The sequence below is a fragment of the Ruegeria sp. HKCCD6647-2 genome (assembly GCF_057221075.1).
Genome location: NZ_JBWVBD010000002.1, coordinates 134,691 through 159,618 on the forward strand (window position 1 = coordinate 134,691; position 24,928 = coordinate 159,618).

Annotated in this window: 30 protein-coding genes; 13 read left to right on the forward strand and 17 right to left on the reverse strand. The window is 58.0% G+C overall.

Annotated elements, in window-relative coordinates:
- Positions 1-5 precede the first annotated feature (5 nt).
- From AC2TDJ_RS06730 to AC2TDJ_RS06750, 5 genes are all read right to left on the reverse strand, one after another.
- A complete protein-coding gene (locus tag AC2TDJ_RS06730; RefSeq protein ID WP_480840509.1) occupies positions 6-1,118 on the reverse strand; it encodes a FliM/FliN family flagellar motor C-terminal domain-containing protein in 1,113 nt (370 codons plus the stop codon).
- A gap of 80 nt (positions 1,119-1,198) precedes the next feature.
- Positions 1,199-3,880: an ATP-binding protein gene (locus AC2TDJ_RS06735; protein WP_480840511.1), complete on the reverse strand. Its 2,682-nt coding sequence runs from the start codon at positions 3,878-3,880 to the stop codon at positions 1,199-1,201.
- The gene (locus AC2TDJ_RS06740) at positions 3,868-4,185 is read right to left on the reverse strand and encodes a hypothetical protein (RefSeq protein ID WP_480840513.1); all 318 of its coding nucleotides are present in this window, start codon (positions 4,183-4,185) and stop codon (positions 3,868-3,870) included. Before AC2TDJ_RS06740 ends, AC2TDJ_RS06735 begins: the two co-directional genes overlap by 13 nt.
- Positions 4,182-4,562, reverse strand: coding sequence for a response regulator transcription factor (locus AC2TDJ_RS06745; protein ID WP_480840515.1), 381 nt, complete (start codon positions 4,560-4,562; stop codon positions 4,182-4,184). Before AC2TDJ_RS06745 ends, AC2TDJ_RS06740 begins: the two co-directional genes overlap by 4 nt.
- Positions 4,563-4,640: 78 nt before the next feature.
- Positions 4,641-5,933 carry a short-chain fatty acyl-CoA regulator family protein gene (locus tag AC2TDJ_RS06750; protein ID WP_480840517.1) on the reverse strand — a complete coding sequence of 431 codons (1,293 nt, stop codon included), beginning with the start codon at positions 5,931-5,933 and terminating at the stop codon, positions 4,641-4,643.
- A gap of 190 nt (positions 5,934-6,123) precedes the next feature.
- Here AC2TDJ_RS06750 and AC2TDJ_RS06755 point away from each other — a divergent pair, with 190 nt between their 5' ends.
- The 4 genes from AC2TDJ_RS06755 (at position 6,124) to aat (ending at position 9,354) form a co-directional block, all read left to right on the forward strand.
- Positions 6,124-6,660, forward strand: coding sequence for a LuxR C-terminal-related transcriptional regulator (locus AC2TDJ_RS06755; protein ID WP_480840519.1), 537 nt, complete (start codon positions 6,124-6,126; stop codon positions 6,658-6,660).
- Positions 6,661-6,810: 150 nt separating this feature from the next.
- The gene (accB, locus tag AC2TDJ_RS06760) at positions 6,811-7,314 is read left to right on the forward strand and encodes an acetyl-CoA carboxylase biotin carboxyl carrier protein (RefSeq protein WP_480840521.1); all 504 of its coding nucleotides are present in this window, start codon (positions 6,811-6,813) and stop codon (positions 7,312-7,314) included.
- A gap of 9 nt (positions 7,315-7,323) precedes the next feature.
- A complete protein-coding gene (gene accC, locus AC2TDJ_RS06765) occupies positions 7,324-8,673 on the forward strand; it encodes an acetyl-CoA carboxylase biotin carboxylase subunit (RefSeq protein ID WP_480840523.1) in 1,350 nt (449 codons plus the stop codon).
- Between the two features lie 48 nt (positions 8,674-8,721).
- Entirely contained in the window at positions 8,722-9,354 is a 633-nt protein-coding gene (gene aat / locus AC2TDJ_RS06770; RefSeq protein WP_480840525.1) for a leucyl/phenylalanyl-tRNA--protein transferase, read from the forward strand.
- Here the strand turns inward: aat and AC2TDJ_RS06775 are convergent.
- The 7 genes from AC2TDJ_RS06775 to AC2TDJ_RS06805 all read right to left on the reverse strand — a co-directional run bounded on the left by AC2TDJ_RS06775 (position 9,318) and on the right by AC2TDJ_RS06805 (position 13,302).
- A complete protein-coding gene (locus tag AC2TDJ_RS06775) occupies positions 9,318-9,677 on the reverse strand; it encodes a DUF2155 domain-containing protein (RefSeq protein WP_480840527.1) in 360 nt (119 codons plus the stop codon). The two genes, aat and AC2TDJ_RS06775, sit on opposite strands and share 37 nt — an antisense overlap.
- Entirely contained in the window at positions 9,674-10,126 is a 453-nt protein-coding gene (mlaD, locus tag AC2TDJ_RS06780) for an outer membrane lipid asymmetry maintenance protein MlaD (protein WP_480840528.1), read from the reverse strand. The genes AC2TDJ_RS06775 and mlaD overlap by 4 nt, the downstream gene beginning before the upstream one ends.
- Positions 10,127-10,137: 11 nt before the next feature.
- On the reverse strand, positions 10,138-10,521 hold the full coding sequence (locus tag AC2TDJ_RS06785) for an NADH:ubiquinone oxidoreductase subunit NDUFA12 (RefSeq protein WP_480840530.1): 384 nt from the start codon (positions 10,519-10,521) through the stop codon (positions 10,138-10,140).
- Between the two features lie 79 nt (positions 10,522-10,600).
- A complete protein-coding gene (locus tag AC2TDJ_RS06790; RefSeq protein ID WP_480840532.1) occupies positions 10,601-10,960 on the reverse strand; it encodes a RidA family protein in 360 nt (119 codons plus the stop codon).
- A gap of 68 nt (positions 10,961-11,028) precedes the next feature.
- Entirely contained in the window at positions 11,029-12,294 is a 1,266-nt protein-coding gene (clpX, locus tag AC2TDJ_RS06795; RefSeq protein ID WP_480840534.1) for an ATP-dependent Clp protease ATP-binding subunit ClpX, read from the reverse strand.
- Positions 12,295-12,427: 133 nt separating this feature from the next.
- A complete protein-coding gene (locus AC2TDJ_RS06800) occupies positions 12,428-13,060 on the reverse strand; it encodes an ATP-dependent Clp protease proteolytic subunit (protein WP_480840536.1) in 633 nt (210 codons plus the stop codon).
- Positions 13,061-13,110: 50 nt separating this feature from the next.
- Entirely contained in the window at positions 13,111-13,302 is a 192-nt protein-coding gene (locus tag AC2TDJ_RS06805) for a hypothetical protein (RefSeq protein ID WP_480840538.1), read from the reverse strand.
- Positions 13,303-13,403: 101 nt separating this feature from the next.
- On the opposite strand from AC2TDJ_RS06805, the gene AC2TDJ_RS06810 reads away from it, so the two are divergent.
- From AC2TDJ_RS06810 to AC2TDJ_RS06820, 3 genes are all read left to right on the forward strand, one after another.
- Complete coding sequence (locus AC2TDJ_RS06810) at positions 13,404-13,739, forward strand: ArsR/SmtB family transcription factor (RefSeq protein ID WP_480840540.1); 336 nt, start codon at positions 13,404-13,406, stop codon at positions 13,737-13,739.
- A gap of 224 nt (positions 13,740-13,963) precedes the next feature.
- Positions 13,964-14,101 (forward strand): entericidin A/B family lipoprotein, encoded by a 138-nt coding sequence (locus tag AC2TDJ_RS06815; protein ID WP_480840542.1) that lies wholly within the window; start codon positions 13,964-13,966, stop codon positions 14,099-14,101.
- A 1,068-nt stretch (positions 14,102-15,169) separates the two neighbouring features.
- Positions 15,170-15,328, forward strand: coding sequence for a hypothetical protein (locus AC2TDJ_RS06820; RefSeq protein WP_480840544.1), 159 nt, complete (start codon positions 15,170-15,172; stop codon positions 15,326-15,328).
- An 85-nt stretch (positions 15,329-15,413) separates the two neighbouring features.
- Here the strand turns inward: AC2TDJ_RS06820 and AC2TDJ_RS06825 are convergent, their stop codons facing one another.
- The 3 genes from AC2TDJ_RS06825 to AC2TDJ_RS06835 form a co-directional block, all read right to left on the reverse strand.
- Entirely contained in the window at positions 15,414-15,863 is a 450-nt protein-coding gene (locus tag AC2TDJ_RS06825) for a hypothetical protein (protein ID WP_480840545.1), read from the reverse strand.
- 172 nt (positions 15,864-16,035) lie between these two features.
- Positions 16,036-16,389 carry a hypothetical protein gene (locus AC2TDJ_RS06830; protein ID WP_480840547.1) on the reverse strand — a complete coding sequence of 118 codons (354 nt, stop codon included), beginning with the start codon at positions 16,387-16,389 and terminating at the stop codon, positions 16,036-16,038.
- A gap of 133 nt (positions 16,390-16,522) precedes the next feature.
- On the reverse strand, positions 16,523-17,005 hold the full coding sequence (locus tag AC2TDJ_RS06835; protein WP_480840549.1) for a hypothetical protein: 483 nt from the start codon (positions 17,003-17,005) through the stop codon (positions 16,523-16,525).
- 232 nt (positions 17,006-17,237) lie between these two features.
- Here AC2TDJ_RS06835 and AC2TDJ_RS06840 point away from each other — a divergent pair, with 232 nt between their 5' ends.
- Together AC2TDJ_RS06840 and AC2TDJ_RS06845 are read left to right on the forward strand one after the other, a co-directional pair.
- A complete protein-coding gene (locus AC2TDJ_RS06840; RefSeq protein WP_480840551.1) occupies positions 17,238-18,182 on the forward strand; it encodes an aldo/keto reductase in 945 nt (314 codons plus the stop codon).
- 865 nt (positions 18,183-19,047) lie between these two features.
- Entirely contained in the window at positions 19,048-19,221 is a 174-nt protein-coding gene (locus AC2TDJ_RS06845; protein WP_480840553.1) for a hypothetical protein, read from the forward strand.
- Between the two features lie 100 nt (positions 19,222-19,321).
- Here AC2TDJ_RS06845 and lepA read toward each other — a convergent pair whose 3' ends face one another.
- On the reverse strand, positions 19,322-21,121 hold the full coding sequence (lepA, locus tag AC2TDJ_RS06850; RefSeq protein ID WP_480840555.1) for a translation elongation factor 4: 1,800 nt from the start codon (positions 21,119-21,121) through the stop codon (positions 19,322-19,324).
- A gap of 163 nt (positions 21,122-21,284) precedes the next feature.
- Between lepA and AC2TDJ_RS06855 the strand changes: the two genes are divergently transcribed.
- From AC2TDJ_RS06855 to AC2TDJ_RS06865, 3 genes are all read left to right on the forward strand, one after another.
- The gene (locus AC2TDJ_RS06855) at positions 21,285-22,391 is read left to right on the forward strand and encodes a Hint domain-containing protein (RefSeq protein WP_480840557.1); all 1,107 of its coding nucleotides are present in this window, start codon (positions 21,285-21,287) and stop codon (positions 22,389-22,391) included.
- Positions 22,388-22,699 carry a hypothetical protein gene (locus AC2TDJ_RS06860; RefSeq protein ID WP_480840559.1) on the forward strand — a complete coding sequence of 104 codons (312 nt, stop codon included), beginning with the start codon at positions 22,388-22,390 and terminating at the stop codon, positions 22,697-22,699. Before AC2TDJ_RS06855 ends, AC2TDJ_RS06860 begins: the two co-directional genes overlap by 4 nt.
- Positions 22,700-22,765: 66 nt before the next feature.
- Entirely contained in the window at positions 22,766-23,707 is a 942-nt protein-coding gene (locus tag AC2TDJ_RS06865; protein WP_480840561.1) for a LysR family transcriptional regulator, read from the forward strand.
- On the opposite strand, the gene AC2TDJ_RS06870 is transcribed toward AC2TDJ_RS06865, so the two are convergent.
- The gene (locus AC2TDJ_RS06870; protein WP_480840563.1) at positions 23,704-24,147 is read right to left on the reverse strand and encodes a low molecular weight protein-tyrosine-phosphatase; all 444 of its coding nucleotides are present in this window, start codon (positions 24,145-24,147) and stop codon (positions 23,704-23,706) included. The genes AC2TDJ_RS06865 and AC2TDJ_RS06870 overlap by 4 nt on opposite strands.
- 29 nt (positions 24,148-24,176) lie before the next feature.
- Between AC2TDJ_RS06870 and AC2TDJ_RS06875 the strand changes: the two genes are divergently transcribed.
- Positions 24,177-24,872: an NAD-dependent deacylase gene (locus AC2TDJ_RS06875; RefSeq protein ID WP_480841421.1), complete on the forward strand. Its 696-nt coding sequence runs from the start codon at positions 24,177-24,179 to the stop codon at positions 24,870-24,872.
- The last annotated feature ends 56 nt before the right edge of the window (positions 24,873-24,928 follow it).

Here is a 24,928-nt window from a genome sequence, read left to right on the forward strand (position 1 = left end):
TCGGATCAGGGCGTCCGATCTTCGTCCTCGCCGTATCCCGGCAGGCCCGCGAGCTGAGTGATTTCAGCCATCACCTGATCGGGGCTTGTAGCGGTCGTATCCATCTCCCCGTCGACCGTCACGTTTACCGGCAATTGCGCTTCGGAAACTCCGTCGTTTGTATCGCGCTGAGGAAAGACCCCCGTCTCGTCCGCGGGCCGCAGTACCGTGCGGCTTTCCATGAATGTCTGTTCGACCCCATCGGGTATGGCTGGCACCGGCACTTGTTCATTGATCCGCACGGCACGCATGCCGCCACATTGACCCAACCTTCCAATTGCCGCTTTGGTTCTGTCGATGGTCTCGACATTGGTTCGATCAAGCCGCGCACCGGTCAGCGGCAGAACATCCCCGGTCTTGAGATTTGAAAAAGTGGAAAGTGGCAGTGACATACGGCAGATCATGGCGTGCAATTCAGCCCGCATAACGCCTGAAGCCACGCTCAGGCTTAACCCGTCATCCAAACTTTCGGCTTCCTGATCGCCCTCGGTCGCTTGAATTTCAGGTAGCAGAATCGCGATCTGACCTTGCCTCAGCCCGCCTGCCAGATCGACGGTCAGATCGAAAACTCGGTAGCTGTCATTCACCATCCCCAGCACTAGCGACCGGGCGTCTTCGGCGCGTACCTCGAACTCAAACCCGGAGAGGCTTGCAAGGCCCATCGGCCCGTCCACAAGAGATTGCGCCCGGTTGAACAGGTCATCAATCAGCGGCACCGCCATTGCCGCGTCGGTGTCAGTAAACGCCCGGGGTTGCGGTTGCCCGCCCATCACCTCTCCGATCGTCTGGGTTTGCACGATAGCCGAAACGAAGCCCGGATCAATGCACACCGCCGCCGCACCTTGATGATAGGTAAACCGCAGGAGCATCCAACCGTCGTTGACCACATCCAGCAGATCTTCCTGCGCACGTACCCCCTGCTTGATACCAATCACCGACAGGGACAGGTTCAATCGCTCACTGGCAGAACGCGCGAGAGCCAGACGCAGCGCCCGCAGAATCGATCGGGGATTGGTTCCTGCGCTGTCCTGCCCCGCCGAAAGCTTGCGCGCCAAAGCGGCATTGGCATGTTGTGTCATGTCACCGAACCGCCCAATACATCTTCTGATCCGATAACCGGTGTAACCCGCCGAAGGTTACGAATATCTTTATGTATTTGTCATTGGGCCGCTTGGCTGAATGCCAGCGGCAATGAGACGCGGAAGGCCGCGCCGCCCTGACCTGGCAAATAGGTGATCTCTCCCCCCAAACGCTGCATGATCTCGCGGCAAATCGCCAATCCCAGACCCGCGCCGCCGGCCTTGTCGGAACCGACGCGGGCGAATTTCTCGAACACCATGGATTGTGCCTCGGATGGGATTCCACCGCCGTTGTCGATGAAATCGATCACAACCTGACCGCCCACGTCATGGGCCGAAATAGTCAGTACCGGCTCGACCGCATCACAGTATTTCTGCGCGTTGGAAATCAGGTTGATAAAAACCTGGCCCAAACGATCCAAATCGGTGTATAGCGCGATACGTTCGGTCGATCGGACGCGTCGCACGACGAGAGTCCGGTTGCCACCGGCCAACGCGCTGGAAACGGCCCGGTCCAGCACCGCGCGCAGTGTACCGTCCCCCATATTCAGGCTGACTTGTCCGCTTTCCAGAACACTCAGATCCAGCAGATCATCCAACAGCCGCGTCAGACGCAAGGCTTCATCATGGATGATTGCCGCATATCGGGTCTGCTCGTCAGCGCTCAAACCATCCGTATCTCGCATGATCTCGGAAAACGCCCGGATCGAGGTCATGGGTGTGCGCAACTCATGGCTGACCTGACTGAGGAACGCGTCCTTTTGCATCGAGACCTGAGTCAGCTTCGCATTTGCTTCGCGCAACTGCCGCGCGGTGCGGCTCAGTTCGGCAGATTTCGCCTCAAGCTGGCTGGAATACTCAAGCATCTGCGCGGATTCATCCGCCACAGCCAGCAGGTCTTCGACAGACACGGACGAGCCGCCGACAATCTGACCGATCATCGCATGGGCAGTTGCAGCACCTACCGAACCGCTCAGCTCACGCTCAAGGCGTTGCAGAAAACTGGGCGTGGGTTCCGGCAGCCGCCCCGCCCGGCCATTTTGTTTGGCTGCCTCGGCCTGAAAGAATTCTTGCGCCGGCACGGTGCCCAGAATCCTCTGGGTCATGATCATCAGATCTTCGCTTTGCGCCACGGACCCGGACCAGCCGCGCGGCGCGATGGAATGGTCAAAAATGTCGACGAACTGCGCACCCTGCAAACGCTCGAGCGGGCTGGGAAAACTCAGCAGTGATGTCACGCAGAACGCGATGGTGTTCAGCGACATAGACCACATGACGGTATGCACCATCGGGTCGATCCCTTCGATTCCGAACAGCGCCTGAGGCCGCAACCAACCCCACCCGAAGGGGCCGTTTTCAATGACCGAACTGGGGATGATTCCACCCCCCATCCCCGGCAAAAGCAGCGTGTAGATCCACAGGCCAAACCCAACGCTGAGCCCGGCCAGTGCCCCGGCCCGAGTGGCCCCGCGCCAGAACAAACCGCCGACCAGTGCCGGCAGAATTTGCGAAATCCCGGCAAAAGCCACCAACCCGATCGAGGCCAGCGCAGCCCCTCCGCCCGACAGATGATAGTAGAAATACCCCAGCGCCATGATGACCGCGATCGACACCCTGCGCGCCATCAGAACGACAGTTCGCACATCACCCGAAACCGAACCCGAACCTTCCTGCGTGTTGAGCCAGATCGGCATGACCACATGGTTTGACACCATCGTCGACAACGCCATCGCCGTCACGATGACCATGGACGTGGCCGAGGAGAACCCGCCGATAAACGACAGCATTGCCAGCCCCTCGTTGCCGAGCGACAGCGGCACGGTGAGAACAAACAGGTCGGGATTCGACCCCTCGGGCAACAAATCCAGACCGACAACTGCGATAGGGACGACGAACAGGCTCATCAGCAGCAGGTACAGGGGGAAAGCCCAGGCGGCCGTGCGCAAATGGCTTTCGTCGTCGTTTTCCACGACCATGACCTGAAACATCCGCGGCAGGCAGATAAAGGCCGCAGCGGACAGAAAGATGAACGTCGTCCAGCGGCTGGCGTCCACGTTCCACTGTCCGATCTCCGACGCATCGATCCGCTCCATCATCGGTCCCAGCCCACCAGCGACACTCCAGACAACGAAAATGCCAACGGCCAGCAAGGCAAACAGCTTGACCACCGCCTCCAGTGCGATGGCAGTGACCACGCCATGGTGGCGTTCGTTGACATCCAGATTGCGTGTGCCGAACAGAATGGCGAATACGGCCAGCCCAGCGGCTACCCAGAACACGCTGGAGCCTTCGCGGTACAATCCCGTCGGGTCTGCTTCGGCAAAGATCGAAAAGGACAACGTAATCGACTGCAATTGCAGGGCGATATACGGCGTTCCGCCAAGCACTGCCAAAATGGTCACGCAAACGGCGAGCGTGTTTGACTTTCCGTATCGCGACGAGATCAGGTCGGCGATCGAAGTTACACGCTGGCTGCGCCCCACGCGCACCAGCTTGCGCAGGCCCCACCACCAACTGACCATAACCAGAGTGGGCCCAAGATAGATGGTGACAAACTCAAGCCCCGATCGGGCAGCGTTGCCGACAGCGCCGTAAAAGGTCCATGCTGTGCAATAGATCGACAACGACAATGTGTAGATAAGCGGCGAGCGCAGCCACTTGCCCCGGCCCACCGCTGCCATGCGATCGGCGGCAAAGGCGACGGCGAACAGCAAAACCACGTAGCCGAGGCAAACCAGGATCAGGACATTCAGCGTTGCCATTCTTCAGGCTCCGGCGCGGGGCCGTCCGGAGCGGTCAGACGCCTTGCAGCAATCCCGAAGACCACACCAATCAGAATCAGAACACCCCAGCACGCAAAAATATAGAATATTGCAGCGGAAAGGGGTACGGCCCCCTCTCCGCCGCTTTGATCCGGCCACAACAGCGGCAGCGCAAGCATAGCCGCGCCAAGAAACGGCAGCAGTCGGGCGGCATCCGTCAGTCGACGCCTTCGATAGCTTTGCCGTTCGAGAAAAACCGACGGACGTACCGACGACGGATGTTGCTCGTCGTCCGGCGCGTTCATGACCTTGTGGCCTGCGCGTGCAGGTCGCGTACTGCGGTCAGAACTTCGGCGTTGGAGAAGGGTTTGGTCATGAACCGGCTCACCCCGGCCTGCTCTGCCATTTCCCGGTCGCGGGATTGGCCGCGGGCAGTCAGCATCAACACAGGCAGCCCCCTCAACTCGGCGTGTTCGCGCAGGTCACGCAGAATATCCATGCCGCTCTTGCCCGGCAGCATGACATCCAGAATGACCAAGTCCGGCTTGGCGGCCGCAATCACGTGGATCGCGTCCGAACCTTCCGAATGGGTTTCGACCTGCCAGCCTTCACGAGTCAGCAGGAAGCGGATTGCCTCGGCAATGTTGGGCTCATCCTCGATCAACAGAACCTTTCGGCTCATATTTTCAGTCCCTCCCCATGACCGGTCGCACGCCGGGCCACCTGTCTCTGCCAGATTAAGCGCTGTGTCTGGAACCTGTCAAAAGCCTTCGCTCAGAATCGACGGCTCGCGGCGCGACATGCAGTCTCGTTTCGGGCAAATCCGGCAGCTTGCCCCAGCTTGCGCGGTTGAGTCGGCTGGCTGCACCGCATCCTCGATCGGCAGCACCAGCATTACCGAGCGATAAACTGGGTCGACTCCAAAATCCTCGGATGGTTGCGGCCACGCTATTGCGTAGCATTCGAATTCTGCCGCCGCCCGTCCCATCTGAACGATACGCTTCCGGATCGGCACCAGCGGACGGTTCAGGGCCGTGTACACCGGCCAGAGCGGGCACCCCTCACCGTGGCGCGGCAAAGCGAAACCGGGTGTCGGTTTGTAAAACAGGATGCTGCCCGACGCGTCGCAAATCACCAAACCGGCCGGACGGGCCAATGTGCCCTCGGGTAGGAAAGCAAGCCGTCGCAGGACAGTGGCGAGATCGACCGAGAACGCCGCAGTCAGTGCCAGAGGGTCCGGGCCGGATCTATCGAGCGCAGCAAGGAATGCATCCAAAGGCAGAGCTTGGGCATCGGACGCATAAACATCCAGAAAATCATTGGCAAGCGATCTGGATGCCGCCGACTCCAATTCATCAAGTGTGGGCCGTTCTGTCCCGCCCGCCTCGATATCGGGAAAATGAAATCCGTGATCTGCAAAAAAATCCTCGACCGCGTCCAACGGCACACCGCGCCGATCCTTCTGCCCTTCGCTGTCATCCAGAAACGCCACCAACGCCTTGGAGCTTTCGGCAAGACGCTCGGCATCCTGATGCAGGTTCTTATGGAACCGGTTGCGCCACTCGGCATCGAGTTCTCCGGGTTCGGCCAAAATGGCTGCGGTCGATCGAATTGCGGCTGCGGTTGACAAAACTTCGTGCATCGAGGCGGCAAGGTGGGGGTCATGCGTCAGGCGATCCGACAGGGTTTCCACCGTGCGTTCCAATGAAACCACCCGGTTGTGCATCTGTGCCAGTACGCCGGACCAGCCGGGAAAACGGCCTGCAAATTCCTCTAGCCCGTCCAACTCGGCCTGCTGGCCTACCGAATCCGCGGCTGCCTCACGCAGGGCGGAGATCAGAGTTTCCTCGATCCCTTGCGTCAACGCCGAGGGTTCGACCGACAAGGCACCGGCGATATCGACCAGCAGCTTACCCCCGATACGACGGCGATTATGTTCGATCAGGTTCAGATACGAGGCCGATATGCCGACCTGCCGCGCCAGTTCAGCCTGTCGCAGACCCGATATCTGGCGCCTTTCACGTATCCGACTGCCGGTTAATGTGTCGCGCATGATGGCTCAGCCCCAGCAAAGCATTTCTAAAAACGGCAACGCTGTTTTCAGAATAATTTAATTTTTTGTAGCATTTATGAGTGGGTTTTCAAACGACCTTTACAGGCTTGACAATTTCTGCGTCCCGTTATTCCGAGCTTTCTGAACCGCGCCTCTTCTCTTTCCCGCAAATACGCGTCACCATACGTATATGAGCGATCCCGCCTTCGAATATGCGCCAATTGGCCTGGTTGAACTGGAAAACCGGATCATCCGTCGCTGCAATCTGCAATTCGCCCGTACCTTTGGCGGTGACGAGGTCGAGTACCGCAATATGCCGTTGTTGCACCTGTATCCTTCGGTGGCTGACTGGGAACGCATCGGCGAACGCAGCTTACAGGTGATGCGCGACACCGGTTATTACACCGATGAACGAGTCATGCGGCGGCGCAACGGAGATCTGTTCTGGTGCCGCGCCCGCGGCCGGTCGCTGACGCCGGACGACCCTTTCCGCCATGGCATCTGGAGCTTTTCGGATATCTCCGAAGAACGACCATTGGTCGAGTTGACAGCCCGCGAACGCGAGGTTGCAATCCTATCCTGTCGCGGGTTGTCCGCAAAGGAAATCGGGGCCGAACTCGGGCTGAGTTATCGCACGATCGAGGCTTACCGCGCCCGGCTTCTGGAGAAGTACGGCGCGCGCAAACTGCCCGAATTGGTGGCAAAATTGTCGGGAACGCCGCTGTGACGTTTTAAGGCCGTCGCATTTACTGCAAAACCCTTACTTTTCATACTCAGACGGCGCTTTTCATGGTCGACCGCATGGCTTATAACCCTGCGTAATCAGACCGAGCCCGCAGGGAACAAACGGGCCAAAGGGGAACCTTCGAGGACACTCATGACAGATACCAAACACGAAGCGGATGTGGCGTTCATCAAGGCATTGGCCGAATTGCTGCGCGAAAACGATCTGACCGAGTTGCAGGTCAAGCGTGAATATGGCGAAGAAGACAGCCTGAACGTGCGCGTCAGTCGTGCAGCTCAAGCCGTGGCAGCCCCGGTTCAGGTGGCCGTACCGGCCGCCCCCGCTCCGATGGCACCCGCGCCCGCTGCTGCGGCGGCCCCCGCTGAGGCCCCGGCTGCAGCTACGGACGACCCCGCCAGCCATCCCGGCGCCGTAACCTCGCCCATGGTCGGTACTGTTTACATGCAGGCTGAACCGGGCGCGCCCGCATTCATCTCGGTAGGCGCGTCCGTGTCCGAAGGCGACACCCTGCTGATCGTCGAGGCGATGAAAACCATGAACCACATCCACGCCCCCAAGTCGGGCACCGTCAAACGCATCCTGGTCAGCGATGGCGACGCCGTGGAATTCGGCACTCCTCTGGTCATCATCGAGTAAGGCGGGCCCATGTTCGACAAGATCCTGATTGCCAACCGAGGCGAGATCGCCCTGCGCGTTATCCGCGCCGCGCGCGAGATGGGGATTGCGACGGTTGCCGTGCATTCGACCGCCGACAGCGACGCGATGCATGTGCGCATGGCCGACGAATCGGTCTGTATCGGCCCCGCGCCCAGCCCGCAAAGCTACCTCTCAGTGCCCGCGATCATCTCGGCCTGTGAAATCACCGGCGCGCAGGCGATCCACCCCGGCTATGGCTTCCTGTCCGAGAATGCCGAGTTCGTGCAGATCGTCGAAGATCACGGCATCACGTTCATCGGTCCCACCGCCGAGCACATCCGCATCATGGGCGACAAGATCACCGCCAAGGACACGATGAAGGAACTGGGCGTACCATGCGTTCCGGGTTCTGACGGTGGCGTACCGGATCTGGCCACGGCCAGAAAGATCGGTGAGGAATTCGGCTATCCTGTCATCATCAAGGCCACAGCCGGTGGCGGCGGACGCGGTATGAAAGTCGCGATGAGCGCGGATGAGATGGAAAGCGCCTTCATGACCGCGCGGGCCGAGGGTAAGGCCGCCTTCGGCAACGACGAGGTCTATATCGAGAAATACCTGACCACGCCGCGCCATATCGAGATCCAGGTCTTTGGTGACGGCAAGGGCAACGCAGTCCATTTGGGCGAACGCGACTGCTCGCTGCAGCGCCGCCACCAGAAGGTGTTCGAAGAGGCCCCCGGCCCCTGCATCAGCCCTGAAGAACGCGCCAAGATCGGCAAAGTCTGCGCCGACGCCGTAGCAAAGATCAACTACATTGGCGCGGGCACCATCGAGTTCTTGTACGAAAAAGGCGAGTTCTACTTTATCGAGATGAACACGCGCCTGCAGGTGGAACACCCGGTGACCGAGGGCATCTTTGGCGTCGATCTGGTACGCGAGCAGATCCGCGTCGCAGCAGGCGAGCCCATGTCGTTCGGTCAGGACGATCTTGAGATCAACGGCCATGCCATCGAAGTGCGGATCAATGCCGAGAAACTGCCGAATTTCTCGCCCTGTCCGGGAAAGATCACGGCCTATCACGCGCCGGGCGGTCTGGGTGTAAGGATGGATTCGGCTCTCTATGACGGATACTCGATCCCGCCCTACTACGACTCGCTGATCGCAAAGCTGATCGTCCAAGGCCGCGACCGTGACGAAGCCCTGGCCCGTCTAAACCGCGCTCTGGGTGAACTGATCGTGGACGGGATCGACACCACCGTGCCGCTGTTCCACGCCCTGTTGCAAGAACCCGACCTGCACAGCGGTGATTACAACATCCACTGGCTGGAACACTGGCTTGCGGAGAACATGGCCCAATAGGACCCAAAATCCGGAGGGCCCTCGCCCTCCGGCCCCGGTGCACCCGACATGAGCCTGTCCCCTGAACTTCTGCTACACGGTTATTCCATCGGGATATTCCCGATGGCCGAACACCGAAACGACCCGGACCTTTTCTGGGTCGACCCCAAATTCAGGGGTGTTTTTCCTCTGGACGGTTTCCACATCTCACGCAGCCTGGCGCGCCGCATTCGCACGTGCGGATACACCGTCACCATAAATCGCGATTTTGACGGCGTTGTTGACGGGTGCGCGGACAGGGCAGACACCTGGATCAACTCGGAATTGCGCCGCCTGTACAGGCATTTGCACCGAAGCGGTCACGCCCACTCTCTGGAAGTGTGGGAAGGGGATGCACTGATCGGAGGTGTCTATGGCGTTGTTTTAGGGGCGGCTTTCTTTGGCGAAAGCATGTTTTCGCGGCGCACAGACGCGTCGAAAATAGGTCTGGCCTATTTGGTTGACCGGTTACGCCAAACCGGTTTTGCCCTGTTTGACACACAGTTTCTTACGGCTCATCTGGCGTCCATGGGGGCCATCGAGATATCGCGGGCCGATTACCATGCCGAACTGAAACGGGCGCTGGATGCCAGCGCTGATTTCACGGCAGATTTGGATCAAACCCCTCAGGGAGTCATACAGCGGATCACCCAGACATCGTAGCGCGCATGATCCAGCGCATTCAGCGCCGGCGACGTCGCGATCATCCACCCGTCGAACAACTGCTGGGATTTTCCCTGCTCCCAGATCGTAAGGTATGCGAACGCGTCACCGGTCGGGTTATCAACCGGATAGCGACAATCCCCCAGTGCGACGTCCAAACCAAAGACCGTTGCGGTCTGACCGTTTTGCACCTGAACATCAACCGTCTGGCCGCTGACCTTGTCCAACCCGCGCAGCATGGCTCCGGGGCCGGATTGGACCTTTTCCTGCGCCACAGCGCCCGAGGCTGCCAGGAACAAAGCCGTCAGTAGTACGTATTTCATTCGCTGCCGTCCCCGGCCACGAATTTCACAAGCAGCGAAATCAGACTAACCGCACCTTGCGTATCTTCGATCTGATCGCCGGGCTCGAAATAGAACGGAGATCCACCCGGCATGAGCTCAACAAAATTTCCGCCCAGCAGACCCTCGGAAGAGATCACGACCGCACTGTCATCGGGGATCAGTATGCCGTCCGCGACCGAAAAACTGGTGTCGGCCCGATAGGTATCCGGGTTCAGCTTGACATCTGTAACCGTGCCGATCTTGACGCCGGCCAGCCGCACGTCGGTGCCCACACTGACACCTTCCAGCGACCGGAACGATGCGCCGAGCTCGTATCCGGTGCTTGACTGTGACAAACCAGTTGACTGGCTGGCATAAACACCAAATGCAATGGCACCGGCCAGTACGGCCCCGCCGACAAGAACTTCGGTCATGGTGTGAGTCGACATAGGTGCCTCGCCTATTCCGGGCTCCAGGCCTCGTAGTCCGTCCGTTCGACCGGATCGGGGCGGCGCAGCGAACCCGCGGGCGCGTAAGCCAGCGCCGTACCGGTCAAGTTCTCCTGATGCGGCTTTTCCCACGATTTGTGGGGCAGCGGCTTGTCCGTCGGTGGTTCATCCCATGTGCGGTGCAGCCACCCATGCCAGTCCGGATCAATGCGGCTGGCCTCGGCCTCGCCATTGAAAATCACCCAACGCTTGCTGTCATTGGAATTGCGGTAGAACACGTTGCCTTCGTCGTCCTCGCCAACCTTTACGCCCTTGCGCGCGGTGTAGATTTGCGTGTTCAGGGTGGCTCCGTTCCACCAGGTCACGGCCCGCAAAAGAGTGTTCAGGATTCCCATTGGCTGCCTCCGGCATTTCTGTCCCCGCAGATATGGACCAAAGGCGGGCCAAGGTCCAGTGCAACGAGGCCACCCTGCGTCATTCCGGCAAGAACGCAGTCACTTCAATTTCGATGCGGTATTTCGGGTCTATCAATCCGCACTCGATCATCGTTGCTGCAGGCGGATTGGCACCGAATGTTTCGGCAAGGATCGGCCAGCACGGCTCAAACTCAGCGCGATCCGGCAGCATGTAGGTGGCCCGAACGACATCCGCAAAGGTTGCACCTGCCTCAATCAGCGCCTTTTCAATGATCGAAAGGGCAGACCGGCATTGCTCGACCACATCATCGCCCTGCCCGACCGTGCCTGCAACATGAACCCAGCCGCCCGCTACGACGGCGCGACAATACCCGACTTTGGCTTCAAACTCTCCGCCGGACGAAATGCGTTTGATCATTGCTTTGCCCTTGTACGAAAAACGGCGCGGTCAAAGCCGCGCCGCATAATTTCATTGACTATCTGCGCTTAACCAGCCGAGGCCGACTCTGCCGCATCCGCATAGATGATCAAAGGCTGCTTGTCAGACGTCACAGCCTCTTCGTTCACCACAACCTCGGTGACGTTTTTCATCCCCGGCAGTTCGAACATCGTATCCAGCAGGATATCTTCGAGGATCGAACGCAGGCCACGCGCGCCGGTTTTGCGCTCAATGGCCTTTTTGGCGATCGCTTTCAGTGCGTCATCGGTGAACGCCAGCTCAGCATCTTCCAGTTCGAACAGACGCTGGTATTGCTTGACCAAAGCGTTTTTGGGGCTTGTCAGGATGGTGACCAGGGCATCTTCATCCAGATCCTCAAGCGTTGCCAGCACCGGCAGACGTCCGACGAATTCCGGGATCAGACCAAATTTCAGCAGGTCTTCGGGCTCCAGTTCCTTGAAGATTTCGCCCACACCGCGTTCGTCATTTTCCCGCACGTCCGCGCCAAATCCCATGGCCGAGCCCTTGCCGCGCTGCGCAATGATCTTGTCCAACCCGGCAAATGCACCACCGCAGATGAACAGAATGTTCGTCGTGTCCACTTGCAGGAATTCCTGCTGCGGATGCTTGCGCCCACCCTGTGGCGGAACACTGGCGACCGTACCTTCCATCAGCTTCAGCAACGCCTGCTGCACGCCTTCACCCGATACGTCACGGGTGATCGACGGGTTTTCCGATTTGCGCGTGATCTTGTCGACCTCGTCGATGTAAACGATACCGCGCTGAGCGCGTTCGACGTTGTATTCGCTGGCCTGCAACAGCTTGAGGATTATGTTCTCAACGTCTTCACCCACGTAACCGGCTTCGGTCAGTGTGGTCGCGTCCGCCATCGTGAACGGAACGTCCAAAATGCGCGCCAATGTTTGGGCCAGCAGGGTCTTGCCGCAACCGGTCGGTCCAATCAGCAGGATATTCGACTTTGCCAACTCGATATCATTGCCCGCCTTCTGGGCATGATTCAAACGCTTGTAGTGGTTGTGAACGGCGACCGACAGAACACGCTTGGCGGTGGCCTGCCCGATGACATAATCGTCCAGAACTTCGCAGATATCCTTGGGTGTCGGCACACCATCCGAGGATTTCAGGCCGCTGGCCTTGGTTTCCTCGCGAATGATGTCCATGCATAATTCAACGCATTCATCGCAGATAAATACGGTCGGACCGGCAATAAGCTTACGTACTTCATGTTGGCTTTTGCCGCAGAAGCTGCAGTAGAGCGTATTCTTACCGTCACCGCCTGAATTCGTCGCCATGTTCTACCTTTCGGGCTCCATCCCAGCGGCCCGCCCGGACCGCGTTTGCCGCCTTTGCCTGCAGCTTAGGCCAGCACTGTGGCAGCTACAATCTCAAAATCAATCCTCACGCACCTTGCGCGAGGTTTTGAACTCAGCCGTCATCGCCATCCATTTTCGCGCGGTTCTCGACGATTTCGTCGATGTGACCCCACTCCTTGGCTTCTTCCGGGCTCATGAAATTGTCGCGATCCAACGCCTTTTCAACCGCCTTTTTGGTCTGGCCGGTATGGCGAACGTAAATGTCATAAAGGCGATCCTTCAGCTTCTGCGTCTCGGCCGCGTGGATCATGATATCGCTGGCCTGGCCCTGATACCCGCCACTGGGCTGGTGCACCATGATGCGGCTGTTGGGCAGCGAAAACCGCATTCCCTTCTCACCACCGGCCAATAGCACGGAGCCCATCGAAGCCGCCTGACCGATCACCAATGTGGAACATTTCGGCTTGATGTACTGCATTGTATCGTAAATCGACAAACCGCTGGTCACGACGCCGCCGGGCGAGTTGATGTAGATCGAAATCTCTTTGCTGGGGTTTTCGGCCTCAAGATGCAGCAACTGCGCCACCACCAGATGGCTCATGCCGTCGTGGATCGGACCGTTGATGAAAATGATCCGCTCTTTCAGAAGACGCGAAAAGATGTCGTAGGCGCGCTCACCCCGGCTGGTCTGTTCGACGACCATTGGGACGAGCGTATTCATGTAAGTGTCAACTGGATCGAACATTTCCTGACCTGCCTGCTTTGCTATGGATCGGGACATTACCCGAAGAGATGTTACCCGAGTCTTAGTGCTGCCACCGAGGGGCCGCAAGGGGTGCTGGAACGATCAGCAATTTCTGCTGTGAAACGGGCAATAAAGCCCGGCGTCCAGTTGGACAACCCGACCATCTTTTGTCGCCGGTTCCACGGTGCTGCCAATGCAATTCCTGAAAATCTTTTCTGTCCCATCACGCTATTTTGATTCATGCATATAGAATTAGATGAGCAAAAGTTGTACCAAGATAGCTCGCCTATAGGGTGGTTCCAGTTGGCACAAAACACCCGCAGGACACGCAAGGAAATAGAAAATGGCTCTTCCCCAATTCTCGAACGACATGTCGTCGCAAAGCATGGATCAAATGGTCGAAAACGCCACGAAGGCTTCAAATTTTCTCAAGGCAATCAGCCACGAGGGCCGACTGATGATCCTGTGCCATCTGGTGTCCGGAGAAAAGTCGGTGACCCAGTTGGAAGAACTGCTTTCTGCCCGGCAAGCCGCCGTATCCCAACAATTGTCGAGGCTTCGTCTGGAAGGGCTTGTCGTCCCCCGCCGTGAAGGCAAGGCTATATTCTATCGGTTGGCGGATGACCGCCCCCGCCGGATTCTGGAAGTGGTCTACGAACTGTTTTGCGAAGCAAAGTAGCTCAACCGAGATGAGGGCTGACGCTTTCATCTGCATCTGAAAATTTGAACTGCTGACACCTCTTGCTTGGACAGACGAGGTGGCGAAGGCGTGCCGAAGTTGTGACCGGGTATCACGCGCCGCGTCTTACCCTGGGCATTAGGTTCGGAACGGCTTTGAAAAGCAGTGGCTTTGAACCCGGGAAACTGCTAGTCAAACCAAAACAAGCACTTATGGAGTTACAAATGATCCGCGCGATTCTGATTGGTTTGGCAATGTTCTCACTGACCGCTTGCGAAACGGCCAAAGGGGCTGGCAAAGATATCGAAAAAGCCGGTGACGCCATTCAGGGTGCGGCTACGGACGTTCAGGAAAACCTCTGAGTTCGGCCAAAATGTTGCGGGCCTTCGGAAATGGTCCGCAATATATAGTTGCGTTGCAATCCTGAACAGAGTAGCATGCTCAGTGTAGGTGCATAGACGCGGCATTGCATCATCTGACACTTCTACGGGGGTCCTTTGCGCAAGCAAAAGACCCCCGTTCCCGTTTCGAGGGCGATGAGTGGTAGCCTGTATGAACCCGGGGTTCAAGAAAAGGAAAAGGCGTCAGGTGCGCAGACGCGGTCTTTGCATGCATCCTTTCGGACACCCCTGACGCCTTGCCGGTCCGACACGCCCGAGGGGCGTCCCGATCCAGTTGCCCCGGCCCCGTTAAGGACCAAAGCCACTGCGCCACGCGCTATGTCGCGCCGCAGTACGCATCGGCTTTCTGAGAGGCTGATCATCTGATCCGAACATGACGTCCAATTCAGCTGACGAACCACCGGTAAGCTGCTGCAGCTCAAAACAGATCCTAAAATCCACCTTTGCCGCTGCGGCCCCCTAGGCCTGTGCGTCCCGCCCTGGTTCCTAAAAACCGTTGCGGTGATCAGACTGTTACATTCGCCTCATGATCCGACAAGAAAATAGCACTGCAGCATGAAAAATAGACGGGGATAAACTGTTGATATCTGCCGGGAAGGCGATGTGGATAACTCAAGAATGCGCGAAAGCGTGCAGTGTTGACGGCGGAAAAGTTCAGCCATTCGGAAACACCCCTGTTTTTGGCAGTTTCTGCACCTGCAAAGGTCAAAGCGCCTTCCGCTGGACGGAATCGGCCCAATATGTACAACTTTCGGACCCAGATTCCTTCGAATCACGAACCCGCAGAATCGCCGTGGCGCAGAGTTCCAAGCAGCTGCCCTTCCGGAGCGGTTCGACACGTTGGAATTGGATCCTTAGCAAACCGATTGGCAGGGCAAAAACACAACCTGGCGGGTCTGGAAAACCGAAGCAGGGCAAATCCGAGATCTGCAAAACTACCCGGCTGGACATAGTCAGCATGCGGTTTGTGCGGGATTTGGTCTATGGGACTATACATCTGGGGAATGGAACCAGAGCCGGGCGTACCCAATGCCACCAAGCGACATCGCGCTGAAGGTCCGCAAGATCCAAATGACGCGTACCAAGGAACGCCGTATCCTGACACGCGGCAATCTGAACCCTGTCGCGGGTGCAGAATTGGTCGCCCGGCCCGTCCCCTCCCTGTGGAGACGATGGTTCCGTTTCTGAGAAGCGTTCCGGTCCGGCCGGGGCAACCAACTACATTCCGCCACAGCGGCACTTACCCCCTACTACCGCCCGGACCGGAACCGCTTCAGTTCACCTGCCGTTCCAGAACGGTGCTGTAAGTCGTTCCGTTGCGCAGGCTACGGAATTCGGCATAGATCTTGCCGTCTTCGTACCGGGCATCGATCAACGCGTTCGCGCCAATCACCAGCGGAGCGGTCTCTACGATTCCAATGGAACCCGAACCGTCAAGGCTGATCGTTCCCGTAGCTTCGTATTCGTTCCACTCGGTATCGCCGTCTCGACGCCACTTGCTGGGGCCCCAAAAGACGTTGTTTTCTTGGATCTGAACATCCAGCATCCATTCGGCCTGATTGAAACGGGGTTCATTTCCGCCTCGGTAGTGGCTGGGTGAAACAGTCGTATACGACCCCAGCCATGTGCCGCGCAGGTCAGGCGTGTTGTCGGCCATTGCGGCTGTTCCAAGGGTTAGGCTCGTGGCCAGAGCGGCTGCTCCGGCAGTCATAAATCTGGTCATTGGCTCTCTCCTCCAAAACTCTGGGCCGTCGCTGGCCTGCTGAACAGATTGGGAGAGAAGGAGCCCGTTGCAACTTACCTAAGGGAAACTTCATGCTTGGTTTAGGCAAGCATTAGATGGCAGATGGCGTCCCGATTGGGATGGGCCCGAAAACCAAAATGTTTGTATACACTTAGGCAAATATCGCGATCAGTTCCACCAGCCCGATGAGGCCGATCAGGACATTCGAGGTCAGGATCAACCCTTTTACGTTGCGCGACTTGAGGCCTCTAGCAAAGCTGGTTTGCGAAAATTCGTCGGTCATGTCATCCCGCAGGTTATCGACGTCTTCCAACGCGGTTTTGCCAGCGAGAATTCCGTAGGCAGCGGTCGCGATGACCAGAACGATCAGGACCAAAGAAATCCCCTCAGAGCCGAAGCCGATGATCGCGGCAATGGCGACATATGCGAAGATCGTGGTGCGCATGATGTGATAGTAATGGTCGAGACGACCCAACGAAATTTCAGAACGCAGTTTCGAATCCATTACACTTCTCCCTTGGAATAAACTGTTTGCAATACGCTGACAGTATCACCTTTTCGAAACTCCCGTAACGTAGTCACGCAACAAGACGCGGAAGCGATCCGCCTCCGCGCCCGTCTTTCAATTCCGACGGCTATCAGTCGATCGTGATGCTGCCTGTGATCGTGTTGACGAATTTCTTGGTGTCAGGATCAGTGAGCAACGAAAATGCTCCATTTCCCGACGCGTCAGCCCAGTTGCCGGTTCCGCCGGACACGGTCCAGTCCCCGGACAGTGCACCATCAGCACCGATACCGGTGGTTGTCCAATTCATCACTGCCTTGTCGCCCGAGCCGGTTTCGAACACGCAATTGCCACCACCCGATACCTCGGCCCCGTTAATGAGCACCGCGCCGAAACAGGACCCGGTTGCGCCTTCCATCGGATTTCCGTCGGCAACTTCGAAACTGTCATAAGTGGTCAATGCCTTGATCACCGCGTGGCCGTCCGAGATGCCAAAAACCTCGTTCCCGTTCACCCCCATGCCCTTGCCGGCTGCGTCATAGGTCTCGGCATTTGCCGCGATGGACAGGCAGATAGCAAAAACTGTAACTGCGGTCGTTTGTAAGAACTTGTGCATAATAACCTCTCATTTCTGAGGTTCTGGCGTTGCAAGTGCCTGAAAAACAAGGCGGCCTGAACGCGGTCCCCCAAGCAGATAGTATCATATTGATACATCTGCGTCTAAAGGCACCCCCTCTTTTCGAAGACGGTAAAATGCTCTGCCGCTTGGCCTCAAATTTCCACAAACTTGCGCCAGGGAACCAACCCGTACAGTATTCATACATTCAGATGGGAGCTGGGAGGGTGTCATGGCGGCAAATCAGGAAATAGGTCAAACCAGAGTTCGTATCCCTCGAATAGGGTTTGGCTCAACCGGTATCGGTAGCATTCCGCAGATCTATGGATACGAAGTCGACGAAGATCGGGCGCGGAACACCTTGCGCACGATCCTTGCCCGCCCCGATGGCTTCATCGACACTGCCCGCGGCTATGCGATGGGACGCAGCGAAGAACGCATCGGGCATGTCATCCGCGAACTGGGAGGCTGGCCGGAAGGCCGGGTCCTGTCCACGAAAATCGACCGGGACATGGAGAGCAGCGTTTTCGACGCGGCCCAGGCGCGGCGGTCCTTCGAGCAGAGCCTTGAGGCGCTGGGTGTGGACCGCGTGGATATCCTTCACCTGCACGACCCGGAATACGCGGCCGACGTGACGGAGATCAATCGCAGCGGCGGCGCGCTGGACGAGCTGTTCCGGATCAAAGAGGAAGGTCTTGCAACCGCCGTTGGTCTGGCAGGCGGACGACTGGACGTGCTGATGCCGATGCTGCGCGACCGGGATTTCGACGTGGTGATGACGCATAACCGGCACACGCTTGTGAACGTGAACGCGGCGCCGTTGATCGAACTGGCCAATGCGAAGGGCGTCACGGTTCTGAACGCCGCGCCTTATGCGGGGGGCGTTCTGGCCAAGGGCAGCGCGCTGCATCACTTCTACGTCTATCGGCCGGCAACAGATGAGGCGCTCGACCCCGTGCGCAAGGTCGAGGAAATCTGTGCCCGCCACGACGTCCCCATGGGCGCGCTGGCGCTGCAATTCTCGATGCGGGACGCAAATATTGCGGCAACGGTGTGCGGCGTAACCTGGCCACAGCATGTGGAGCAGACGCTCGAATGGGCCGATTGGGACATTCCGGAGACGGTTTGGAGTGAACTGGCCGAGCTTGGTCAGAGCGACGCTGATCCTGAGGCGTGAATCTCTGACCTGAACGGACGGAGCCCCGGGGCGCAAACGCGCTTGCAACGGTTGATCAGAAAGATGAGGGCAGCGCCGGCCCGAGGGGAGGCGCAAACGCGCCGCCCGTTTTGCCGGAGGCAATCCTTCGGTTTGACGGGGGCGGGTCATGCCCGAGGCATTCTTTCAGCATGACGCGGCCCGGCGATGCCGCCGGGCGGGTGGGTTGATCAAAGTGAAATGTGAAACGGCGTAAGCTCTATACTTCCTCAACTGGCCCGGCCATCGATTCTACATATAGTGGCAGAACATCATATTTTTTCGACATACAGAAAAATTGGGAGTTTCCTGTGGAGGAATCTGTTGACAACCCCCCTATATTGGGGCACAACATGTTCCAAACGGCACATCTAGGGCGATTATACCGCCAATGGTGATGTTTCTGCGTTTGTTCTCTTGCATATTGTATTTGGTCGAGCCATGCTGAGGTATGAGCTACAAACGAATCGCGCCGCCAAGGTGGTCAGACCAAGACGGCGCTTCGTTGTAGTACCGCACCAACCTTGGGGGGTTGCCGCGGTCAGTTTGCAACGCGTGAATCCTGACGGATTCACAAAAAACAGTCAAGGCGCCCCTCGTTGAAACTTTGAACGAGGCAGCGTTATGCCAAACTATTACGTTAACCAAAACCCACAGCCTGATGGCTATCACGAAGTGCATGTTGATGATGGAACATGCACTCACCCCCCGCTTCTAGCAAATCGCATACCGCTTGGGTGGCATTCGACTTGCCAAAGCGCGGTGGCGGCTGCGCGGCAACGGTACTTCCTGTCGGATGGTTGTGCTTATTGCGTACCATACTGTCACACTCGATAACGAGGATAATATGGCTACTAACCCACCATCAGGTGATGGACGTCGCAACGGAATGGTCAAAGGCCGTTCGCAAACTAAGACGCCATCCGGTCACTATGTGAAGCGTGACACCGAAACCGGGCGCTTCATGGACGTCAAGACTTCCAGCAAGAAGCCCTTCAAAGGTGTTCGGAAGGAAAAGTAATGGGGTGAGCGGCCAAGGTCGCTCTCCCTACCTCAAGGTGTGGGCACGCAGTTGGCTGCGCCAACCGCTTTCGCCCACCCGCCGTAAAAATGGCCAGCCTTTAGCTGTCCATTTTTAAGGCGCTAATAAACGCCTCCTGCGGGATATCCACCTTCCCGAACTGGCGCATCTTTTTCTTACCCGCCTTTTGCTTGTCCAGCAGTTTGCGTTTCCGCGTGGCGTCGCCTCCGTAGCATTTCGCGGTCACGTCCTTGCGCAGCGCCGAGAGGGTCTCGCGGGCGATGACCTTGCCTCCGATGGCGGCCTGGATCGGGATTTTGAACATGTGGCGCGGGATCAGGTCCTTGAGCTTTTCGCACATCGCCCGGCCCCGCATCTCGGCCCGGTCGCGGTGAACCATGGTCGACAGCGCGTCAACGGGTTCGTCATTCACCAGCACCGACATCTTGACCAGATTATCCTCGGTATAGCCGGTCATCTGGTAATCGAAGCTGGCATAGCCCTTGGTCACCGATTTCAAGCGGTCGTAGAAGTCAAAGACAACCTCGTTCAGCGGCAGGTCATAGACGACCATGGCGCGGCTGCCCGCATAGGTCAGGTCCAGCTGGATGCCGCGACGGTCCTGACACAGTTTCAGCACATCGCCGAGATATTCGTCGGGCACCAGAATGGTCGCCTTGATGCGCGGTTCCTCGATATGGTCGACCTTGGACGGGTCGGGCATGTCGGCGGGGTTGTGCAGCTCGATCATCTCGCCGTCTTTCATGTAGACGTGATAGATTACCGACGGCGCGGTGGTGATGAGCTCGATATCATATTCGCGTTCGATGCGGTCGCGGATAACCTCAAGGTGCAGCAGGCCGAGGAAGCCGCAGCGGAAGCCAAAGCCAAGTGCGGCCGAGGTTTCCATTTCGAAGCTGAAGCTGGCGTCGTTCAGCGCCAGTTTGTCGATCGCATCGCGCAGGTCTTCGAATTCGGCGGAGTCCACGGGGAAGAGGCCGCAGAACACCACCGGCTGCGCGGGTTTGAAGCCCGGCAGGGCGTCCTCGGTCCCGTTGCGGTCGTTGGTGATGGTGTCGCCGACGCGGGTGTCGCGGACCTGTTTGATGGATGCGGTGAGAAAACCGATTTCACCGGGACCGAGGCTGTCGACCATCTCCATCTCGGGCCGGAAGACGCCGACGCGGTCAACATGGTGCAGGGTGTTGTTCGACATGAACTTGACCCGCATCCCCTTTTTCAGCGTACCGTCCATGATGCGGACCAGAACGATGACGCCGAGATAGGCGTCGTACCACGAATCCACCAGCATCGCCTTGAGCGGCGCATCCAGATTGCCCCGCGGTGCAGGCAGTTGTTTCACGATAGCCTCAAGCGTCTCATGGATGCCCTGCCCCGTCTTGGCGCTGACCTGAATGGCGTCGGTCGCGTCGATGCCAATCACATCCTCGATCTGTTCGGCCACGCGGTCGCAGTCGGACGCGGGCAGATCGATCTTGTTCAGCACCGGCACGATCTCATGATCGGCATCAATGGCCTGATAGACATTCGCCAGCGTCTGCGCCTCAACCCCTTGGGTCGAGTCCACGACCAGCAGCGAGCCTTCGACCGCGCGCATGGAACGTGAGACCTCATAGGCAAAGTCCACGTGGCCGGGGGTATCGATCAGGTTCAGCACGTATTGCTCACCATTATCGGCGGTATAGTCGATGCGGACGGTGTTGGCCTTGATGGTGATGCCCCGTTCCCGCTCGATATCCATGCTGTCGAGCAGCTGTTCCTTCATGTCGCGATCCTTGACCGTTCCGGTCTCTTGAATGAGCCGGTCAGCAAGGGTGGATTTGCCATGGTCGATATGCGCGACGATGGAGAAATTGCGGATATGAGCGAGGTCTGTCATGAAGTGGGATATGTCCGGAGTTTTGAGCCTCGTCAAGCGTTGAAGCGTTGCAGAAATGGCCACAACGAGGTCTTTCTGCCTAACCGCATTTACCGGTTTTTGGCGAATGAGTAGGATGCTGGCACCGAACGGACCGACCACTAATCAGAGAGCAATTTAACCGTTGGCCGATTATTCGATCTTTGTACTTGGTGAAAGCCAGTTGTCGATCTCGGTGCCACAGGGGCTGGACGGCATCAATCAGGGCACCGGGATTCACCTGATCGGTGAGACCATTACAATTGACTCGCGAGCCGCGACAGAAGTCTTCATCTCCGATGCCGGTAGCGACACAAACTTTGCGGACAATGACGGAAATCAGCGCCTGAATGGCGACCAGACAATAGACGGGACGCTGTACAGCGATGGCACAAGAGTTGAAGCCGAATATGGCATTACGCTGACGGATGGCACGAATACATGGCAGGCAGTTGCATTTAATGTGAATAACTCGTCCCCGGCGTTCGGCACGGTCGAGGGGATCGCCTTTATTGGCGGTCCAGGAGGATTCCCCCCGGCAGGCGTTCCGCTAACAGTTGTCGGTACGCAGGAAGGGCCAAGTTTTAACGAGAATGAGTATGTCACTCCGATCTGCTATGCCAGCGGAACGCAGATCGAAACCGGCAAAGGGTGTATTCCCATCGAAGCTTTGCGTCCAGGTGACAAGGTTTGGACACTGGACGATGGCTATTTACCGGTGCAATGGACAGGATCACAGGATGTTGTCACGACGGGTCCGTTCCGGCTGGTCGACATCGCCGCAAACGTCCTGTCCAATTTTGCGCCTCTGCGAGTTTCGCAACAGCACAGGATGTTGATCTCCCATCCTCAGGCCGAGTTGCTTTTTGCCGCGCCCGAGGTTTTTGTACCCGCCATTAGTCTCGTTGATGCAGGGGTCGCGTCCCTTTCTGATGACAAAGCAACGCGTTATCATCACTTCCTGCTGGACCATCACAGTATCGTCCGGGCCAATGGTGCCGCGTCAGAAAGCCTTCTGGCATCCACTTCGGTTGATCAATCAAATCCCGACAGCTTGTTCTTTCCAGAGCTTGCGGGGCGCATTTCGACATCAACGAAAACAGCCAGACCATCCTTGAAACGTCGGGAAGCTGCATTCTTGATACGAACAATCTTGTCCATTGATCCAGCGGGTTGTTTGATTCATACTTCCGCGCAGACCGAGAGGGGCACCAGATCTCTCCGGGCAGGCAAAAACGAGGCAAGGGCATGAAACAGCTCCTTTTTATCGCATTCTGTGCAACATCACTGACAGCAGTGGTTCCGCAGGTCGCGGAGGCGGCCAAAATCAAACAAGCGTGTCTGGCGTCCGACCGCCAGGCAGCGACGCGGGCGCGGTGCAGTTGTATTCAGCGGGTGGCCAATCAGGCGCTCACCCGCAGCGATCAGAAAACCGTTGCCAAATGGTTCACCGACCCCCATCAGGCGCAGGAGTTGAAAATGTCGCAGACCGCGCGCGATGATGCGCTGTGGGATCGGTATCAGAACTTTGGCCAGATGGCGCAGGCGATCTGCAACTGAGCCGCTCACAATCCTTGACGTGATGCCTGCTGCGCCTCAGAAATGGCGCAGTGAAAGGTGTATCTTATGGTGATGAAAGGGCTGACCCTGCGCGGGCTCGAAGTGTTCAAAGCTCTGGCGCGGACGGGATCGGTGGCACAAGCCGCCGAGATCACGGGGCTCAGTCAGCCATCGGTGTCTCAACAATTGCGCAATCTGGAAAACGCTTTGGGCACTGAATTGGTGGATCACGGTCGCCGTCCGATGCGTCTGACGCAGGCCGGGCGCAGCTTTCTGGCTAGAACCGAAGCTGTTCTGGCCGAGCTGCAGATGGCCCAGAGCGAACTGACCGTGATGGATCTGGGTCATCTGACAACCCTGTCCATCGGATTGATCGACGATTTCGACAACGACCTGACACCGCGCCTGGCGACGATGCTGGCCGACAGCCTGACCCGGTCGAAATTCAAGCTGATAACACTGCCCAGCCTCGAGATATTCGAGGAGCTGGAGTCACAACGCTTGCATCTGGCCGTCTCTGCTCATAGCGGCGAGGTATTGGAGGGCGTTGTTGAATACCCTCTGGTGCAGGATCCGTTTATTCTGGTGGCTCCTAAAGGTGTGGAAAATGCCATGCGAGACCTGCCCTTTCTGCGCTATGCCCGCGAACAATTGATCAGCCGCCAGATCGAAAGCCATCTGGCGCGACAGCAGTTGGAGTTCGAGGAACGATTCGAAATCGGTTCGCACCTGGCGCTGATGGCGATGGTGGCGCGCGGTTTGGGCTGGGCGATCACTACGCCGCTGGGTTATATGCGGGCGGCACGCTTTCACGACGGAATGGATGTGCATCCTGCTCCGTTCGGAGAGTTCTCGCGCACGATTTCACTGTTTACCCGCACCGACTGGTCCGATCAGGTCCCGCAAGAGGTGGCAGAGATGATCCGGCGGCTCATGCAGAGCCAGATCATTGACCCGGCCATTGCGCAGGTGCCATGGCTGGACGGACGCCTGAAGGTGTTGGGTTAAGTGTCCAAGTGTGCCGCGAGCCCTGCAGCTGCTGCTTGAATCAGGTCCAGCGCGCCTTCGAAATCGCGCGTGTAATAGGGGTCGGGGACATGGTCAGCACCGGTGTGTTGCGCGAAATCGGTTAACAGGCACACGGGCGTTTCGTTGCCCCTTGGGCGCAGTTGCTCGATGTCGGCGATGTTGTTGGCGTCCATCCCGATGATCATGTCGAACCGATCGAAATCCGCCGCAGTGAATTGCCGCGCCCTCAGATCGCTGAGGTCGATACGCCGAGCCTGTGCCGCCTTTAGCATCGGACCGTACGGCGGGCTCCCGATATGCCAGCCCGACGTCCCGGCACTGTCGATGTCATGATGCGGCGCAAGGCTTCGAAAGGCGCCTTCCGCAGCGGGAGATCGGCATATGTTGCCCAAACAGACGAAAAGGATACGGTGTGTCATGGATCAAGGGTTTAGCGCGCGAGGCGTCGATGGAAAAGATCGTCATCCTGACCGGAGCCGGAATCTCGGCAGAAAGCGGTTTGAGCACATTCCGCGATGAAGGCGGTTTGTGGGCGCAACATCGGATCGAGGATGTCGCCACGCCCGAAGGGTTCGCCCGCGATCCGGCACTGGTGCACGGTTTTTACAACGCGCGGCGAGTTCATGCGGCAAAGGCGCAGCCCAACCCGGCTCATGTCGCGCTGGCTCGACTGCAGCGGGACTGGCCGGGCGACGTCATCATTGTCACGCAAAACGTCGACGGGCTACACGAGGCCGGCGGGGCCGAAGGCGTGATCCACATGCACGGCATTCTTGCTGGTGCATTATGTGCGGCTTGTGGTCATCGCTGGCCCGCGCCGCCCGAAATGGCGGTGGATGAAACCTGCCCATCGTGCCGCGCACCAACGGCCCGGCCCGACGTTGTCTGGTTCGGCGAGATGCCCTATCGCATGGACGAAATCTATGATCATCTGGCCGAGGCCCGGATCTTTGCCGCCATCGGTACATCTGGTCAGGTCTACCCCGCGGCAGCTTTCGTGCACGAGGCCATCGCGGCGGGCGCTCAGACAGTCGAGTTAAACCTTGAACCCTCGGTCGGAGTGTCCAGCTTTGATGAAACACTGTTCGGCCCGGCCACCGAAACCGTCCCACGCTGGGTGGATGGGCTACTCGGGCAGCGATGACATCGAAATCAGCAGACAGACGAGGAATCTGTCGTCTATGCTGCACCCAACTCTTA

What these genes read in the sequence shown, in the direction of transcription:
- AC2TDJ_RS06805 (WP_480840538.1), bottom strand. Translation starts at nt 13,302, where the DNA reads ATGAATCAAAATAGCGTGATGGGACAGAAAAGATTTTCAGGAATTGCA.
- accB (WP_480840521.1), top strand. Translation starts at nt 6,811, where the DNA reads ATGACAGATACCAAACACGAAGCGGATGTGGCGTTCATCAAGGCATTG.
- AC2TDJ_RS06870 (WP_480840563.1), bottom strand. Translation starts at nt 24,147, where the DNA reads ATGACACACCGTATCCTTTTCGTCTGTTTGGGCAACATATGCCGATCT.
- AC2TDJ_RS06790 (WP_480840532.1), bottom strand. Translation starts at nt 10,960, where the DNA reads ATGATCAAACGCATTTCGTCCGGCGGAGAGTTTGAAGCCAAAGTCGGG.
- AC2TDJ_RS06840 (WP_480840551.1), top strand. Translation starts at nt 17,238, where the DNA reads ATGGCGGCAAATCAGGAAATAGGTCAAACCAGAGTTCGTATCCCTCGA.
- AC2TDJ_RS06865 (WP_480840561.1), top strand. Translation starts at nt 22,766, where the DNA reads ATGGTGATGAAAGGGCTGACCCTGCGCGGGCTCGAAGTGTTCAAAGCT.
- AC2TDJ_RS06810 (WP_480840540.1), top strand. Translation starts at nt 13,404, where the DNA reads ATGGCTCTTCCCCAATTCTCGAACGACATGTCGTCGCAAAGCATGGAT.
- AC2TDJ_RS06785 (WP_480840530.1), bottom strand. Translation starts at nt 10,521, where the DNA reads ATGGGAATCCTGAACACTCTTTTGCGGGCCGTGACCTGGTGGAACGGA.
- AC2TDJ_RS06825 (WP_480840545.1), bottom strand. Translation starts at nt 15,863, where the DNA reads ATGACCAGATTTATGACTGCCGGAGCAGCCGCTCTGGCCACGAGCCTA.
- AC2TDJ_RS06875 (WP_480841421.1), top strand. Translation starts at nt 24,177, where the DNA reads ATGGAAAAGATCGTCATCCTGACCGGAGCCGGAATCTCGGCAGAAAGC.
- AC2TDJ_RS06775 (WP_480840527.1), bottom strand. Translation starts at nt 9,677, where the DNA reads ATGAAATACGTACTACTGACGGCTTTGTTCCTGGCAGCCTCGGGCGCT.
- AC2TDJ_RS06820 (WP_480840544.1), top strand. Translation starts at nt 15,170, where the DNA reads ATGCCACCAAGCGACATCGCGCTGAAGGTCCGCAAGATCCAAATGACG.
- lepA (WP_480840555.1), bottom strand. Translation starts at nt 21,121, where the DNA reads ATGACAGACCTCGCTCATATCCGCAATTTCTCCATCGTCGCGCATATC.
- AC2TDJ_RS06815 (WP_480840542.1), top strand. Translation starts at nt 13,964, where the DNA reads ATGATCCGCGCGATTCTGATTGGTTTGGCAATGTTCTCACTGACCGCT.
- AC2TDJ_RS06740 (WP_480840513.1), bottom strand. Translation starts at nt 4,185, where the DNA reads ATGAACGCGCCGGACGACGAGCAACATCCGTCGTCGGTACGTCCGTCG.
- AC2TDJ_RS06830 (WP_480840547.1), bottom strand. Translation starts at nt 16,389, where the DNA reads ATGGATTCGAAACTGCGTTCTGAAATTTCGTTGGGTCGTCTCGACCAT.
- aat (WP_480840525.1), top strand. Translation starts at nt 8,722, where the DNA reads ATGAGCCTGTCCCCTGAACTTCTGCTACACGGTTATTCCATCGGGATA.
- AC2TDJ_RS06845 (WP_480840553.1), top strand. Translation starts at nt 19,048, where the DNA reads ATGGCTACTAACCCACCATCAGGTGATGGACGTCGCAACGGAATGGTC.
- AC2TDJ_RS06745 (WP_480840515.1), bottom strand. Translation starts at nt 4,562, where the DNA reads ATGAGCCGAAAGGTTCTGTTGATCGAGGATGAGCCCAACATTGCCGAG.
- mlaD (WP_480840528.1), bottom strand. Translation starts at nt 10,126, where the DNA reads ATGTCGACTCACACCATGACCGAAGTTCTTGTCGGCGGGGCCGTACTG.
- AC2TDJ_RS06860 (WP_480840559.1), top strand. Translation starts at nt 22,388, where the DNA reads ATGAAACAGCTCCTTTTTATCGCATTCTGTGCAACATCACTGACAGCA.
- AC2TDJ_RS06835 (WP_480840549.1), bottom strand. Translation starts at nt 17,005, where the DNA reads ATGCACAAGTTCTTACAAACGACCGCAGTTACAGTTTTTGCTATCTGC.
- clpX (WP_480840534.1), bottom strand. Translation starts at nt 12,294, where the DNA reads ATGGCGACGAATTCAGGCGGTGACGGTAAGAATACGCTCTACTGCAGC.
- accC (WP_480840523.1), top strand. Translation starts at nt 7,324, where the DNA reads ATGTTCGACAAGATCCTGATTGCCAACCGAGGCGAGATCGCCCTGCGC.
- AC2TDJ_RS06755 (WP_480840519.1), top strand. Translation starts at nt 6,124, where the DNA reads ATGAGCGATCCCGCCTTCGAATATGCGCCAATTGGCCTGGTTGAACTG.
- AC2TDJ_RS06750 (WP_480840517.1), bottom strand. Translation starts at nt 5,933, where the DNA reads ATGCGCGACACATTAACCGGCAGTCGGATACGTGAAAGGCGCCAGATA.
- AC2TDJ_RS06730 (WP_480840509.1), bottom strand. Translation starts at nt 1,118, where the DNA reads ATGACACAACATGCCAATGCCGCTTTGGCGCGCAAGCTTTCGGCGGGG.
- AC2TDJ_RS06735 (WP_480840511.1), bottom strand. Translation starts at nt 3,880, where the DNA reads ATGGCAACGCTGAATGTCCTGATCCTGGTTTGCCTCGGCTACGTGGTT.
- AC2TDJ_RS06800 (WP_480840536.1), bottom strand. Translation starts at nt 13,060, where the DNA reads ATGTTCGATCCAGTTGACACTTACATGAATACGCTCGTCCCAATGGTC.